The sequence below is a fragment of the Xylanibacter sp. genome, assembly GCF_057607445.1.
Genome location: NZ_DBLZAX010000001.1, coordinates 1 through 14,337, shown reverse-complemented (window position 1 = coordinate 14,337; position 14,337 = coordinate 1). Strand labels below are relative to the sequence as shown.

Here is a 14,337-nt window from a genome sequence, read left to right as displayed (position 1 = left end):
GGGCAGTCGTTATCTTGTATTATATCAGTGTCTCTGTCTGCGCACCGTAACGCGTGCTGCCGATGATGAGCCTGAAGAGCTCTTGCTCGACGAACGGCTCTTCTTCACCGTTGTAGACGAGCGGCGGTTCTTCTTCACCTTCTTGCCCTTCACCTTCACTTCGGCCTTGGCAATGCTGTCGAGCGAGTCCTTGCGTGCCTGGTCGCCCCAGATGTTTTTCTCAAAGGCGGCAAGCTCGCCCTCAATGCGCTTCTGCTCCTTGATCATGGCAGAGTCAGTGTGGCAATACTGGCTGAGCGTCTTGCCAAGCATGTTCGTGGTCTTGTATATCTTGCCCTTATACATGTTGCGCGTAAAATAGTCGTCCATGCTCATCGTGGCGGCATTGTTGAGATTGCTCGTCATTATTATCTGCTTGCTCAGATAAGGAGCCAGGTCGTCGTATTTCACCCAGAAAAGCGGATACTTCTGCGCTCCGTCGCCGAAGTCGTCCTCACGCGACATGATAGGACACAGCGCCAAGACCTTTGTATGGAAGGTGGCAGAAGCCTGGTCGTAATATGCGCTCTCCTTTACATAGAAAGACTTAACCTCGCGCGACGGAATGTCGCTGTTGTCCAGACGCACGCGGCCTCCGTTGCGTTCGTAATATATGTGATAGTTGTCGAGAAAGGCCAGGGGCTTTACACGGGCAGAGTCGGTGAACACCTCGTTGCCGTCCAGACGGTACTCATACGCCTTTATGTCGCCACGCATCATCAGCTTGAAGATGTATGTGAACAGGTTCATCTGCGAACCTACAGGCTCTACCGGATAATAAAGGCCGGCATTGGCGTCCTCCTCGAGATTGATCTCACGGTAAATGTCACGGCGCCACACCACATCCTCAGACATGCGGGCAGCCGTCGGATAAGAGATGCGAGCACGGGTGGTAAGCGTCTGTGCGTTCGACTCGTTTTTCTGCTGCTGTTGTCTGCGGCGCGCCGCCGGCTGTGCAGACGCCTCTGCCATGCATGCTGCCAGCAAAAGCAGCACTGCGCACACACGCAAGGTGGGTCCGCCAGCCACCGTCTTGTGGCCATTTGCTATCTTCTTAAAGAACATGAATCTTGTCATACTTATGTTTTTATTTTTATCTCAGCCCGGGTCTGCTGTCCGGCCTCGGGCAAGAGAACTATTTCACAATAACTTCCATTGTCGACGGCAGCGTGCGCTTAATTCCGTCGGGACCTACGGCTGTGATGCGGGTGATATAGAACCGCTTGTTGCGCGACAGTCCGCGGAAGGTCTCCCGCTGGCGTTGCGTGAACGAATCGCCATTAGAAACCATTGGCACAGCGTTACCCATGTTGTCGTAGAACACGGTCTCAAAGCTCAGCACCTTGAACGGAATGTCGAGCAGTCCGTCGTCAATGGCGGCCTTGATGCCTCCTACCGACATGAGCGAAGCCTTGGCCAAGCCGCCCGTACGGAAACGGTTGTCGCCGATGGCGATGTATGGTGTAGGATCAGGAAGCTTGCGCACATGGAACGTAAACTGGCCTACAGGCTTAGCGCTGCCTGTCTGCAGCGACATTACATTTATCGTTACATCCTTTCCTACGGCTGTCGGACGGGCTATATACTTGCCCGGACCCACTGGCTGAAGCGTACCGCCGCTCATCGATGCCGATACTTTGTTGAGCGGAACGCCCGGGATGCTTATGCTGATAGGATTGCTGTAGCCTGCATAAAGCACATTCATGAGGTCGGCAGAAACCGTTGCGCTGGGGTCAACCACGGTGTACTTCTGTGAGAAATCACGGCGAATCACATCGCCGCTGCCGTTGCGCATTGTGATATAACCAGTGAGATTAAAGTCGCCGGTGCGTCCGGTTACAATCTCATAGGTATTGTTGCGCAGGTTCATCTGCCTTCCGCCGATGTATATCTGTGGCTGCTGCGTTGTGTCTACCGCTGCCATAACGATCTGAGCCGAGAACTTGTCGCCGCGCACTATCGTCTGTGCATTGGGTATCACGAAAGCACTTAGCTTGTTGACGCGTATGTCTTTCATGTCGATATTGGCCACAAGAGTGTGCAACACCTCGCCTTCTGCATAGCGGACATCGCTCTGCAGCTTGGTCAGAAGCGTAACAGCCGCTGCCACAGGCATATCCTCGAACATGTATTCCTGCCAGTTTTTACCCATTGTCCGCGCGTTCTTGGGCAATGTCGTGGTAAGATTGCTGGCTATGATTGCTTTCTGACGCTCGTCGGTAACCATCTTCAGGATGCGCTCACGGAATGAGTTGATGGCGTTGAAGAGCTGTTCGCCCTTGCCCGAAGCAGGCGAAAGCATTATCTGATTGGCAGCTTCGAGGTTTTCTTTGTTCTTTATATTAAGCACGTCGCCTTTTTCTCCGTCAGCCTCTTTCACAATAGCCTCCTTCAGCTGCTGTGCAAAGTTGAACAGCGAGTCGCTCATCTGCTTGACGGCAGTGGCCTTCTCAAACCATGCCTTCACTTTCTGAGGGTTTGATTTCATCTGAGTCTCGAAATCGCCATAAAGCGATTCGTTCTCTGACGAAGCGTTTGAGGTGGTGCGGTGAAGGCTCTCCTCCACAATAGAGAAGCCCTCGAGCACTTCGGTCGAGACGTTAAGCGCAAGCATGGCCATGAGGACGACATACATGAGGTTTATCATCTTCTGGCGTGGAGATACCGGTCTTTTCTTTATTGCCATTGCCTTGCGTTTTTATACTTCTGCGTTGTTTCCGTTGTTTGTTGCTGCGCGCATGTTCACGGTCATGGCCTCTATCATGCGGGCATAAATCTTGTTAAGCTGTTCTATCTGTGAAGCCATCTTGCGCGACTGCTCGTTTATCTGGTCGATAGTGCCGATCTGAGAGCTTGCGCCCTTAAGCTGCATCTCGTAAACCTTGCATATACCGGTGAGAGTGCGGTTGAGATTTTCCATCTCCTCTGAGTCGCGTGTAAGACGTGCGCTCTGCTCCGACACCTTGGCCAGCATGTCTGTAAGTTTCTTGAGTTCTTCAACATAGTTGCTTGTAGCTTCTTCCATCTCAGGCGATACCTGCTGCTGGGCTGTTATCCAGCCTGTAGAAGGCTGCTGAGCGGGCATTCCCTGCGGAGCAGTTCCTGCTGCAGCGGCATATGGCTGGCCTGCAACAAACTCGCCACCGGCAGACGACTGGCCTCCGGCTGACGGCTGAACGCTGTCGTCAGAAGAAGCAACAGCTGCCGAAGCGGGCTGCGGCTGAGCACCGCCACCATTGATATAAACCACATTTCCGCCTTGAACTCCACCACCGGCAACACGCGGAGCAGCCGCCTGAGAGCCAAACCCGTCGGCATCAGCCATGTCAAGTTCTTCGTCGCCATACCCTTCCTCAGCAATATGAGTGGGTATTTCCTTGCCTATGGCAGTCTTGTCGAAAGGACGGTCGAAGGCCGAAATGAAGAACACTATAACCTCAGTGCCCATACCGAAGTACAACATGATGTTGGCTCCAGGAAGGTGAGTGAGCTTGAACAATGTACCAAGGATAACGATAGACGCACCCCAACTGTAAGCGTAGTTCAGGAACGTTTGTCCCGGTACGCTGTCGAGCCACCTCTGCAGGCGGTAGATGATATTATATTTGCTGTATTCTGTCATGTCTTACTTCTTTTTCTGTTTTGAACTTGTTGTGCTTGCCAGACTTCTGACACAGCGGAAACCGATGTAGCAACGGGGCTGATTCTGATACTCCCATGTACGCCATGCCGAACGTATGTACGACTCGGGGTCTTTCCATGAACCTCCGCGCACGCTCTTCTTCTTGAGCTTGTAGGGGTCTTCCTTGGCAGCGTTGTAGCGCAGCTCGGGGTTAAGGTCGTTCATAGCGTCGATACCAGCCTCGGTATATGTGGTGCTGGTCCACTCCGCCACGTTGCCCGCCATGTCGAACAGTCCGTTTGAATTAGACGAGAAGATGCCCACACGGCTGGTTATGAGGTTGCCGTCTTCGGTGTAGTTGCCGCGGTCGGGCTTGAAGTTGGCAAAGAAACAGCCCTTGTCGTTCTTAACGTCGACAGTCTCCCAGGGGAACTCTGTGCCTTCCTTACCGCGTGCGGCATACTCCCACTCGGCCTCTGTGGGCAGGCGATAGCGCTGTATATAGCGTGCCTCGCCGCCAAGACCCTTGAGCAGATAGTCGGTGCGCCATGCGCAGAACGCGTTGGCCTGCTCCCATGTTACGCCCACAACGGGATAGTCGTTATATGTAGGACTGCTGAAATAAAGGCGCATATAGGTCTCGTTGTCAGAGTTGACAAAGTCGTTTACCCAGCATGTTGTGTCAGGATATACGTTGACGATGTATGTGTTGAGGAAGTCCCACGGGCCGCTGAGAGGACGGTCGATGGTCTGTCTTACGATGCGTCCTTCGTCGTCGATGTAAGCAGTGTCCTTTGAAATCATCACCACTTCGTCGGGATTAACCGGTATGTCGGTGTTGAGGTTGCGTTCAGCAGGGTTAAGCCTGTTGCGGCGCAGCGCAGCGGCTGTATAGTCGTAGACCTCATAACGGTAGTTCATCTGACTGGCGTCGAGCATCTTCTCTCCTGTAACGGGATTTGTAACGTAGAGACTCTCGATGGCTCTCAGCTCGTCCTCGTTGGGTTTTCGCGGCAACGGTTTCTTCCAGTTGAGGTGCGGGGTTACGGGGTCGCCGTTCTTGTCTTCGGTTATCATGTAGCTCTCGTCGCCGCCATAAGACGGGTCGGCAAGACGAGTGCGGAGGATAGAGTCGCGCACCCAGAACACAAACTGCTTGTACTCAGAGTTTGTAACCTCGGTTTCGTCCATCCAGAAACCGTCAACCGATATTTCCTTTACCGGAGTCTGCTTTCCCCACAGGCTGTCTTCTTTATCCATACCCATCTTGAGGAAGCCTCGCTTTATAAGTGTCATTCCGTAAGGCGTAGGCTCGGTGAAGGCACGCCCGCCTACTCCTACCACCTCGCCTCCGCGTCCTACCGATGCGGAGCGTCCGCCGAAGCATGCAGAGAGCGTGGTGAGCACTATCACGCCAAGGGCAATTATTGTATTTATCTTTTTCATATCTTATAATATTCTCACGCTTTTATGTTTATTCTTTCCTTTTTTATAAAGGTTGAGTGTAGTCTGATATCCGATGAAAAGCTCGTGGCTGCCGTTGCCCATGTTGATGGCCGAGGTGTACACCTCATAGCTGTAGCCTATGTTGATGCCGTGGAAGCTGCCGCCCACCAGCACCGTAACCGAGTTTGTGGGGCTGTAAGACACGCCACCGTAGAGCATTTTCTTGTCGTTTGTATAGACCAGCCGGCCCGACACGTCGCCTCTCCAGGCCACCCCGTCGGTGCGCAGCAGCACAGACGGATGTATTGTAAGAAACGGATTTCTTAGTTTAATATTGTATCCGCCGGTCAAATAAAATGTAGGATCTATCTGCAATTCGTTTGTTTCGCCCAGTTCAACCAGCGGAGCGGTGAGGTGCTGGGCCGACACGCCCACATACCAGGGGCCGTGCGTGTAATAAAGTCCGAAGCCCACGTCGAAGGCGCTTCCGTTGACGTCTGATGTGGTGAAGGCCGGGTCGCTCGAGTCTTCAATGTCGAGCTTCGAGCCGTCGAAGCCCTCGCTGAGCAGCCCCAGCTGTACGCCCGCACTTATCATTCCGCCGAAGAGCTTGTGCTTGTAGGCATACTGCAGCGCCAGGCGCTGGTGTGTGAACAGACCTATCTGGTCGTTGAAGAGCGAGAGGCCCACGCCGTGATAGTTCTTAAGGAAATACAGCGGCATGTCGGCGCCCACGTACATTGAGCGCGGATTGTTCTCGAATCCTGCAAAGCTGAGGGCATACACCGCCGCAATGTTTAGCTTTGAGGCCTTGCCCACCGAGCCCGGGTTATAGTAAGGCTCAAGGTCCCAGTAGTGACTGAAAGACGCGTCATACTGCGCGCTGACCCTTGCCGAGGCCAGCATCATCACTGTTAATATGGTTAAAAGACGTATTCGCACGACAATATAACGCAAGTCATGCAATTTTATTGTATGCAAAAGGGCGGCTCTTTTTCTCTGAGCTGCCCTTTTTTATCAAATTAAATCAATATTCGTCTTCATTAAACAAGAAATCCTCCTTGGTAGGATAGTCTGGCCATATATCCTCGATGCTCTCGTAAACATCGCCCTCGTCTTCTATTTCCTGCAGATTTTCCAGCACTTCCAGAGGAGCACCCGAGCGGACTGCATAGTCGATTAACTCGTCTTTTGTTGCGGGCCACGGTGCATCTTCGAGTTTTGAAGCTAATTCAAGTGTCCAATACATAACCTTTAAAATTTACGTTTTTAATCACCCACAAAAGTACTATATTTTTTCTTATTTGCAAGGTTTCTTCCAGATTTTTTCTCTCACTCCGTAAATAAAGTTTAATTTTCTCGCCAATACGAAAAGATAATCCGACAAACGGTTCACATACTGCAGCACCTCAGGGTCGAGCTCGGTCATCTCGTTGAGCTTGAATATGCGGCGCTCTGCCCTGCGGCACACCGTGCGGCACACGTGGGCAAGGGCTGCTCCGTGTGATCCTCCGGGCAGGATGAACGTTGTCTGCGGAGGTATGTTGGCCGTGATGATGTCAATCTCCTCCTCGACGGCTGTAACTTCTTCCGGATTAAGCGTGTACGACGGCGCAAGGGCTGTCTGTGTCTTGTCGGTGGCCAGATACGAGCATACGGTAAAGAGGTTGCGCTGTATTCTGTAGATAAATTCCTTGTCCTCGCCATCCTTCAAGAAAGAAGCCAGCATGCCGAGATGGGCGCTGAGCTCGTCGACTGTGCCGTAGGCCTCAATGCGTGCGTTTGTTTTCTCTACTCTGACACCTCCCACCAAGCTTGTGGTGCCTTTATCGCCGGTCTTTGTATATACCTTCGTCATCTTCATAGCCATAATGGATTTAAAAGTTAATTATGTAATTTTGTTTATAACGTTTCTCGTCGAAAAACACAAGTCCGCAGTAATACAGGTCGAACGTAACCACGCCGGGCTCATCGCTCACTATGCGCCGCCATACGCCGCGCGCATTGCTGTCGGAATGTATGCCGTGAACCATCACCGCCGAACCGGCACGGGCCGCACTGCATATGGAGGCCAGCTGGTCGGCAAGTCCGCTGCAGGGAACGAGCCTTGCCACGAAGCGGCCGCCGCAGCCGCCAATCATGTCGGAAAGGCGCACGGGCGACAAGGCCGAACTGACGCTCTCGATGCGCGCCTTGCGGCATCCGGCACCGAAATATGCGCCGTAAGCGCCGCCGGCATCGTCGAAGTTGACAACGAGCGAGGGCTGCACGCTGTTGGCAAGCCTGAGGCACAACTCGCACATCTTGCGCTCCACCACGCCCAGGCCGGGATAGCTCAGCGCCAGGTCGTCGTAGGCGTAATAGGGATAATGCTCGTTGATGACATAGCGCACCATGCGGTAGGCCCACGGCGACTGCACGCCAAAGCCGCGGCTATGGCGCATGCGGCTCAGCCACACAAGCATGCGCCGCAGCTTGCCGCATGAACTTGCCGCACTGTATGTCGTCTTATCTGTAGTCATCATGTTATCGCCTTTGCCAAAGTCGGACACATTATATAATATACAGCATGCATTGGCGCTAACCTGCCGCCGGCAATAATGCCCGGAGACACCGGTGCCATACACTGACAAAGCATAAGCCACCCAACAGCAAAGTTGTTTTTCATATTGCGCCGTTGCCGTGTTGTAATATGCAAATATATATATTTTTATTCGAAAAAAGCATTTTTATTCAAAAAAATGCGACATTCTGTGATAATACATCACTTTGCAGCCGTCTGACCTCACCATAAGTCACTGAAAGCATCTGCAAGGCCGCCGGCTGCGCGACGTAACGCCACTGACATGGCGCAGGCTGCCCCTGTCGCCCATCAGTCCGTGCACGGCCCAGCCAAAAGGGCACCTTTCAGCTCCTAAAAGGTATGCTTTCAGCCTCTAAAAGACCGTCTTTTGCACGCTAAAAGGTGGCCTTTTGCAACGCATTGAATATCAAGGCGTTACAGCGGCAGCATTTCCCGTCATCCCAAACGGCCGTCAGGGCGTGCCGGTTGCATCGCTTACGATGTTTTCATAGCCGGTAAAAGCGCCTCTCCGGGCATGGTGACGGCCTTTCTGTTTGCATCCGTACAGCATTTCATTTTTACACAGGCTAAAGATATTAAGTATCTGTATGACACCTATTGCATTGAAAATACGACATTTTGCAGATAATAATAATAATAATAATAATAATAATACTTGCCAAATTCAGAATAATTGCATATATTTGCCGTATGTAAGTATTTTACCGGCATAAAGATACAGACATATTTTATTTAGGTTTAACTAAAAAACGGCAGACTATGAACGACGGCAACACTGGCATACGCCCACATGAAGGCGGCTGACACATGGCAACAGCGAAAGGCTCTGACTGAAGCAAGGCAACACAAACTCAGCTTGCAGCCAAAAGCTGACGCCGCACTAAAGCGGCAGCGGCAACACATGTTTACCGTAGCAGACAAAACATCAAGCAACCCCACAAAATCGTAATAACATGAGAAACATAATATTAATACTGTCCCTTATGGCATGCACGGCCGGAACAGCCGCGGCCCAGACCGACTCGCTCGAGGTGGACACCACGCTGACACTGGGCGAAATAACGGTGAAGGGCATGAGAGTGATAAAGAAGGTTGACCGGCAGCTGATAATACCTACAAAGGAGATGGTGAAGGCGTCGTCGAACGGATTTGAACTGCTCAACCTCATGACGCTCGACGGCATAAGGGTAGACCCCGTGATGCAGACCGTGTCGAGCATGGAGGGCGGCTCGGTGCAGGTGCGCATCAACGACATCGTGGCCAGCACGCAGGACATCATGGCGCTCAGGCCCGACGAGGTGGTGCGCGTAGAATATATCGACAACCCAGGAATAAGATACTCTGACAGCGGACTGAAGGCCGTGATCAACTATGTGGTGAAGCGGCGCAGCGCGGGCTACGTGGGCGGGGCAAGCACGATGCAGGCCTTTGCCACGGGATTCAACAACAGCAGCGCTTACTTTAAATATAACTACAAGAAGTCGGAGTTCAGTATTAACTACGGATTCAGCTACCGCGGCTACGACGAGCGCAGCATCAGCAACAACAGCACTTACTATCTGCCCGACGGAACGCAGAAGAGCGTAAACTATATAGGCTACAACTCTGATTTCATGTACACGATGAACAATCTGCAGCTGGGCTACAGCCTGGCCGACCCCGGCAAGTATGTGCTCGACGTGCGCTTATTCTACAACAACTACAACAGTCCCAACAGAGACATGCGCCAGCTGGTGCAGGAGACGGGGCAGCCCGACAGGTATCTCTACAACAAGGTGGTGAACAAAGACCGCACGCCGTCGCTCGACATCTACTACTCAGTCAACTTGCCGCACAACCAGAACATCATGGCCAACCTTGTGGGCACGTACATCAGCACCGACTACAAATACCTGATGAGCAACTATCTCTTCGACGAGTCGCCTGAGCAGTCAGTCAAGTCAGAGCCGCTGAGCGACTACAGCTATATTGCCGACGGACGCAAATACTCGCTGATAGGCGAGGCTATGTATACCAAGACCATGAAGAAGACAGCCTTCACGGCTGGGGCGAGATACTCTGTGAGCAGGACCGAAAACGATTACTCGGGCACCAATGAGACCGACGCACACCTCAACTCTGACAACCTGTATATGTTTGCGCAGCTACAGGGCAACCTCAGCGTGATAAACTATCAGGCAGGCATAGGTGCCAGCTACACCTCGATACATCAGGGCGAGACAGGATTCAACAAATGGACGGCAAGGCCGCAGCTTAGCCTCTCGACAAGTGCGATAAAGAATGTATTCATCAGATACAGCGGAAGCATGGGACAGAACATGCCGTCGCTGTCGCAGCTCACGGAGGTCAAGCAGTATATGAACGAGGCTGTGGCCTACGACGGCAACAGAAATCTGACGCCATACAACTCTTACAACAACAGTCTTATGGTAAGCTGGTCGATGCCCTTCTTCGACTTCCGCCTTACCGGCAGCTGGTATTATGCGCCCGACATCATTATGAACACCTACAGCCCGGTGATGCAGGAAGACGGAACATACGTCATAACAGCAAGACCTGAAAACCAGGAGAGCTTCACACAGAAAACCGTTGCGGCCAACCTGATACTGCGCCCGATAAAGAACGTGCTCAACATAGCGCTGTATGGCAGCTATAACAGATACGAAAGCCGCGGACTTAGCTACTCGCACAACTTCAACGCATGGCGCTGGAGGGCTTCGGCTTATCTGATGCTGGGCAACTGGAGCGCGTCGGCCGACATATACAACGCTCCGAAAAGTTTCTTCGGCGAGAGCATGACGGGAGGCGAGCGCAACTTCAACCTTAACGTAAGCTACAAATACAAGAACCTTCAGGTGGGCGTCGGCGGCATCCTCGTAGGCTATGCGCAGGGCAACATATACGAGAGCAGCACCACAAGCCGCTATTATAAGAACACGGGAGTTACGCAGATAAAGGACAACGGCAACATGATCTATTTCACTCTGTCGTACAACTTCAGTCACGGACGCAAGTATAAGGCCGACCAGCGCAGGCTGAGCAACAGCGACAACGACAACGGTATCAGATAATGTCCGGCAAGGTGTCCTTACAGTCTTTAGCCTCCCTCGCAGCCACGACATTCCGCTTATGCCGTTCATGGCAAGCTAAGGCGGCACAGATGCGGGACAAATAGTTTAGCACGAAGCGTTATTAGTATTCCGTCCGTATTTTTGCCTTCTATCGAGCGGATTTTCGTCAGTCATTTTGCAGGCACAAAGTGCCAAGTCAAGAAGAATCTGACGAAAATCCGCTCAATAGAAACAGAAAGGCTGACTGAAAGCATGGATGCACAAAACAGATAAAGCCATGTGCGGCCGAATGACAGATTTGGGATTAGATACAGCGCCCCTGCATGTCAGCGTTTTCGGGTTTTCACCTGCATAAAGCGCCGTGCAGGGGCACATTTTCGTACCGCATGAATAGCGGTTGGCCCTAACCTCTGTCATGATTCATGTCAAGACCGTTGCATAAAAACGCCGCAGGGCTTTGCCGTTAACGTGTTTTCTTATTATATTTGCAAAGACATTAAGAAAACAAAGATATGAAATCATTAAGGGAATTATACAGGATAGGTAAAGGCCCGTCGAGCAGTCATACAATGGGGCCGCAGAAAGCAGCTAAGATTTTTTTGGAGAAGAACCCTTCAGCCAAGCAGTTTAAGGTTACTCTATACGGCAGTCTGGCAGCCACAGGCAAAGGCCACATGACAGACACGGCCATCATAGAAGTGTTGTCGGCAGCGGCTCCGGTAGAAATCGACTGGCAGCCGTCGGTGTTTCTGCCCTATCATCCCAACGGAATGAAATTTGTTGCTTATGCCGATGAAGATAAAGTGGCAGACGAGTGGACCGTCTACAGCATCGGCGGAGGCGCCCTGTCTGAAGGCAAGGGCCGCGACGACATGTTCAATACGCCCGAGGTGTACGACATGAACACCATGAGCGACATCATGAACTGGTGTTACGAGACGGGACGCAACTATTGGGAATATGTCGACCAATGTGAGGATTCAGGCTTCTGGGACTATCTTCTCGAGGTATGGCATATGATGCAGCAGGCAGTAGAGCGTGGTCTTAACCACGAAGGACGTTTGCCAGGTCCGCTCAATCTCACCCGCAAGGCTCCCACTTATTATGTCAAGGCTTCAGGCTACAAGCAGTCGCTGCAGTCGAGAGGTCTGGTCTATGCCTACGCGCTGGCAGTAAGCGAGGAGAACGCTTCGGGCGGCACCATCGTAACAGCTCCCACCTGCGGCGCCAGCGGTGTGCTCCCTGCCGTGTTGTATCATCTTTCGAGAGGCCACAACTTCAATGACACCCGCATACTTCATGCCCTTGCCACAGCCGGACTTATCGGCAACATCGTAAAGAAGAATGCCTCAATCTCAGGAGCCGACGTAGGTTGCCAGGGCGAGGTAGGCGTTGCTTGCGCCATGGCATCAGGAGCTGCATGCCAGCTGTTCGGCGGCAGTCCGTCGCAGATTGAGTATGCAGCAGAGATGGGTCTTGAGCATCACCTCGGCATGACGTGCGACCCTGTGTGCGGACTTGTGCAGATTCCGTGCATCGAGCGCAATGCCTACGCTGCAGCAAGAGCCCTCGACTCTAACCTGTATGCAGCATTCTCAGACGGTATCCACCGCGTTTCGTTCGACAAAGTAGTAGACGTGATGAAGCACACCGGCCACGACATTCCTTCTCTTTACAAGGAGACAAGCGAAGGCGGACTGGCTAAGGGCTTTAATATCGTTAAGTGACAACATAAAGACTGCGGAGCGATGAACAAGCCATTAGCTTTATGTGTCATGCTGCTGGCGGCCATTGTGCCGCATGCGGCAAATGGTGGCAACGTAGAAGAGAATGTCGTTATCAGTCAACCTAAAATGGCAGACCAAGCAAATATATCTGAAACCGTCAAGGTAAACGAAGTTACGGTTACCTGTATCAGGGACAACAAGGCAGAGCGCACAATGCCGCTGAGTCTTTTTGGCGACATACCTGAAAGCCTTATAGACAGCCTTGGCATACGCAACGGCATCAAGTCGTCTGTTAATGCCATATTGGTCAAGACAGAAGGAGCAACAATACTGTTCGACACCGGACTCGGAAAGTCGGACAGCCAGTTGCTTACGGCCCTGAGCAATAAGCCAGAAGACATCAAGTTCATCTATCTCACACACTTTCACGGCGATCATATCGGCGGCATGATGAAGGGCGACAAGCCTGTGTTCACCAATGCAGAAGTCTATGCTTCGCGTGAAGAATATGAAAGTTGGATGAAAATGCCGGATGAAGCAAAGGCTCAGGTCGTGAAGACGATGAAGGCATACGAAAAGCATTTGCACCTTTTCGAGTTTGGAGACACTCTTCCAGGCAACGTCATTGCGCTTGATGGCAGCGGTCACACTCCCGGCCATACCATCTACAATGTAGACAATGAAGTATTGGTTGCAGGCGACATAATTCACGGAATGGCACTCCAGCTAAGCCATCCCGAATATTGTGCGTCATACGACATGGATAAAGAAAAGGCAATAAGGACACGCAAGCGCATCCTGAATTACGCCAGAGAGCATAAAATAGATATTGCCGGTATGCATATCCCCCTGCCAGGCATAATCCCGTTGTAATGCGTTTAAAATGCCTCAGAAAGAAACAAAACTATCGTATTGAGGATATTAAACAGCAATATTTGGACAGAATAACAGAACGGAGAGAAAACAATAAAGTAAATCCACCGTAAACAAAATATGATTAAGGCCCAAGGAGAGGCATAAATCTAACCACAATAAGCAATATATCAAAATATAATCTTCGGCGCATAAGCCAAGAGATATAATACAGAAAAGAAATACGCTTCCGCCCGCCTGACTAATAAAGCATTTCTGCATAAGGTCAGGCGGGCGGAATCATTTATGAAAATCTGCCAATAAGCATCCTCGATAATTGTATCTTTATATTGAGTTGTTCGTCCGGCTTCAGTTGTTTTATCACTCATACATTCCTTTATGCACAGCCAAGGCAACCTCAAACGTCCTTCCGCCTAATTAATTTGCTCATATAAGGAATTATCAAATGTTGTCTAGATATATGCGGTATAAGCGCCAAACAGCGCAAGAACTAACTATCTTTGAACAATTCTCATTTCTATTTCATTCCACCAAGCCATCTGCCGCCTAAGGCAGAAACATTAATAAAACCTCATTGGACTCACCATTTCACCTGCACTCACGCATATCCTATTTCCATGGCCTGTAAGTGCAGCACCTCATGCATTGGATATCACTACAGAAAACCTTCCATTTCTAAATATCGGATATCTGCATAATTATAAAAATGACGGTTAAAATATTTAGATTTGAACATAGAAAGCGATTGGGGGTAAAATAATGATTTCCATCATCATATCATTCCCATCCGTCCCATAAGTCACATTAGTCTTACTAGTCTCATAAGTCACATCCTCAAGGGAACCAAACAAAAAAAAGAGTCCCTGACATCACGACTGACGTCAGGGACTCAACTCTGAAAAAAAAGGCGGCCTCCTACTCTCCCGCATTGCATTGCAGTACCATCGGCGCAGGCGGGCTTAACTTCTCTGTTCG

The 14,337-nt window shown here is 51.1% G+C and carries 12 protein-coding genes; 3 read left to right on the top strand and 9 right to left on the bottom strand.

Features of this window, described 5'->3' with window-relative positions; translation table 11 throughout:
* Positions 1 to 24: 24 nt before the first annotated feature.
* The 8 genes from porN to ACZMIG_RS00025 form a co-directional block, all read right to left on the bottom strand.
* A complete protein-coding gene (gene porN, locus ACZMIG_RS00060; protein ID WP_053398704.1) occupies positions 25 to 1,050 on the bottom strand; it encodes a type IX secretion system ring subunit PorN/GldN in 1,026 nt (341 codons plus the stop codon).
* 124 nt (positions 1,051 to 1,174) lie between these two features.
* Positions 1,175 to 2,725, bottom strand: a complete 1,551-nt coding sequence (porM, locus tag ACZMIG_RS00055) for a type IX secretion system motor protein PorM/GldM (RefSeq protein WP_125105608.1) — start codon at positions 2,723 to 2,725, stop codon at positions 1,175 to 1,177.
* Positions 2,726 to 2,737: 12 nt separating this feature from the next.
* Complete coding sequence (gene porL / locus ACZMIG_RS00050; protein WP_487888804.1) at positions 2,738 to 3,661, bottom strand: type IX secretion system motor protein PorL/GldL; 924 nt, start codon at positions 3,659 to 3,661, stop codon at positions 2,738 to 2,740.
* Between the two features lie 3 nt (positions 3,662 to 3,664).
* Positions 3,665 to 5,107 (bottom strand): T9SS ring complex lipoprotein PorK/GldK, encoded by a 1,443-nt coding sequence (gene porK / locus ACZMIG_RS00045; RefSeq protein WP_487888803.1) that lies wholly within the window; start codon positions 5,105 to 5,107, stop codon positions 3,665 to 3,667.
* Positions 5,108 to 5,110: 3 nt separating this feature from the next.
* Positions 5,111 to 6,049: a PorP/SprF family type IX secretion system membrane protein gene (locus ACZMIG_RS00040; RefSeq protein ID WP_125105622.1), complete on the bottom strand. Its 939-nt coding sequence runs from the start codon at positions 6,047 to 6,049 to the stop codon at positions 5,111 to 5,113.
* 85 nt (positions 6,050 to 6,134) lie between these two features.
* Positions 6,135 to 6,356, bottom strand: a complete 222-nt coding sequence (locus ACZMIG_RS00035) for a DUF2795 domain-containing protein (RefSeq protein ID WP_021853593.1) — start codon at positions 6,354 to 6,356, stop codon at positions 6,135 to 6,137.
* Positions 6,357 to 6,407: 51 nt separating this feature from the next.
* Positions 6,408 to 6,971 carry a cob(I)yrinic acid a,c-diamide adenosyltransferase gene (locus tag ACZMIG_RS00030; protein WP_021853594.1) on the bottom strand — a complete coding sequence of 188 codons (564 nt, stop codon included), beginning with the start codon at positions 6,969 to 6,971 and terminating at the stop codon, positions 6,408 to 6,410.
* A gap of 13 nt (positions 6,972 to 6,984) precedes the next feature.
* Positions 6,985 to 7,632, bottom strand: a complete 648-nt coding sequence (locus ACZMIG_RS00025) for a hypothetical protein (protein WP_418874611.1) — start codon at positions 7,630 to 7,632, stop codon at positions 6,985 to 6,987.
* 1,012 nt (positions 7,633 to 8,644) lie between these two features.
* Here ACZMIG_RS00025 and ACZMIG_RS00020 point away from each other — a divergent pair.
* From ACZMIG_RS00020 to ACZMIG_RS00010, 3 genes are all read left to right on the top strand, one after another.
* Entirely contained in the window at positions 8,645 to 10,762 is a 2,118-nt protein-coding gene (locus ACZMIG_RS00020; RefSeq protein ID WP_487888802.1) for a TonB-dependent receptor, read from the top strand.
* Between the two features lie 512 nt (positions 10,763 to 11,274).
* A complete protein-coding gene (locus tag ACZMIG_RS00015; RefSeq protein WP_021853597.1) occupies positions 11,275 to 12,489 on the top strand; it encodes an L-serine ammonia-lyase in 1,215 nt (404 codons plus the stop codon).
* Positions 12,490 to 12,510: 21 nt separating this feature from the next.
* The gene (locus ACZMIG_RS00010) at positions 12,511 to 13,362 is read left to right on the top strand and encodes an MBL fold metallo-hydrolase (protein WP_418874613.1); all 852 of its coding nucleotides are present in this window, start codon (positions 12,511 to 12,513) and stop codon (positions 13,360 to 13,362) included.
* Between the two features lie 170 nt (positions 13,363 to 13,532).
* Here ACZMIG_RS00010 and ACZMIG_RS00005 read toward each other — a convergent pair whose 3' ends face one another.
* Positions 13,533 to 13,730, bottom strand: a complete 198-nt coding sequence (locus ACZMIG_RS00005) for a hypothetical protein (protein ID WP_418874614.1) — start codon at positions 13,728 to 13,730, stop codon at positions 13,533 to 13,535.
* Positions 13,731 to 14,337 lie beyond the last annotated feature (607 nt).

What these genes read in the sequence shown, in the direction of transcription:
- porM (WP_125105608.1), bottom strand. Translation starts at nt 2,725, where the DNA reads ATGGCAATAAAGAAAAGACCGGTATCTCCACGCCAGAAGATGATAAAC.
- porL (WP_487888804.1), bottom strand. Translation starts at nt 3,661, where the DNA reads ATGACAGAATACAGCAAATATAATATCATCTACCGCCTGCAGAGGTGG.
- porK (WP_487888803.1), bottom strand. Translation starts at nt 5,107, where the DNA reads ATGAAAAAGATAAATACAATAATTGCCCTTGGCGTGATAGTGCTCACC.
- ACZMIG_RS00035 (WP_021853593.1), bottom strand. Translation starts at nt 6,356, where the DNA reads ATGTATTGGACACTTGAATTAGCTTCAAAACTCGAAGATGCACCGTGG.
- ACZMIG_RS00030 (WP_021853594.1), bottom strand. Translation starts at nt 6,971, where the DNA reads ATGAAGATGACGAAGGTATATACAAAGACCGGCGATAAAGGCACCACA.
- ACZMIG_RS00025 (WP_418874611.1), bottom strand. Translation starts at nt 7,632, where the DNA reads ATGATGACTACAGATAAGACGACATACAGTGCGGCAAGTTCATGCGGC.
- ACZMIG_RS00020 (WP_487888802.1), top strand. Translation starts at nt 8,645, where the DNA reads ATGAGAAACATAATATTAATACTGTCCCTTATGGCATGCACGGCCGGA.
- ACZMIG_RS00015 (WP_021853597.1), top strand. Translation starts at nt 11,275, where the DNA reads ATGAAATCATTAAGGGAATTATACAGGATAGGTAAAGGCCCGTCGAGC.
- ACZMIG_RS00010 (WP_418874613.1), top strand. Translation starts at nt 12,511, where the DNA reads ATGAACAAGCCATTAGCTTTATGTGTCATGCTGCTGGCGGCCATTGTG.
- ACZMIG_RS00005 (WP_418874614.1), bottom strand. Translation starts at nt 13,730, where the DNA reads ATGAGTGATAAAACAACTGAAGCCGGACGAACAACTCAATATAAAGAT.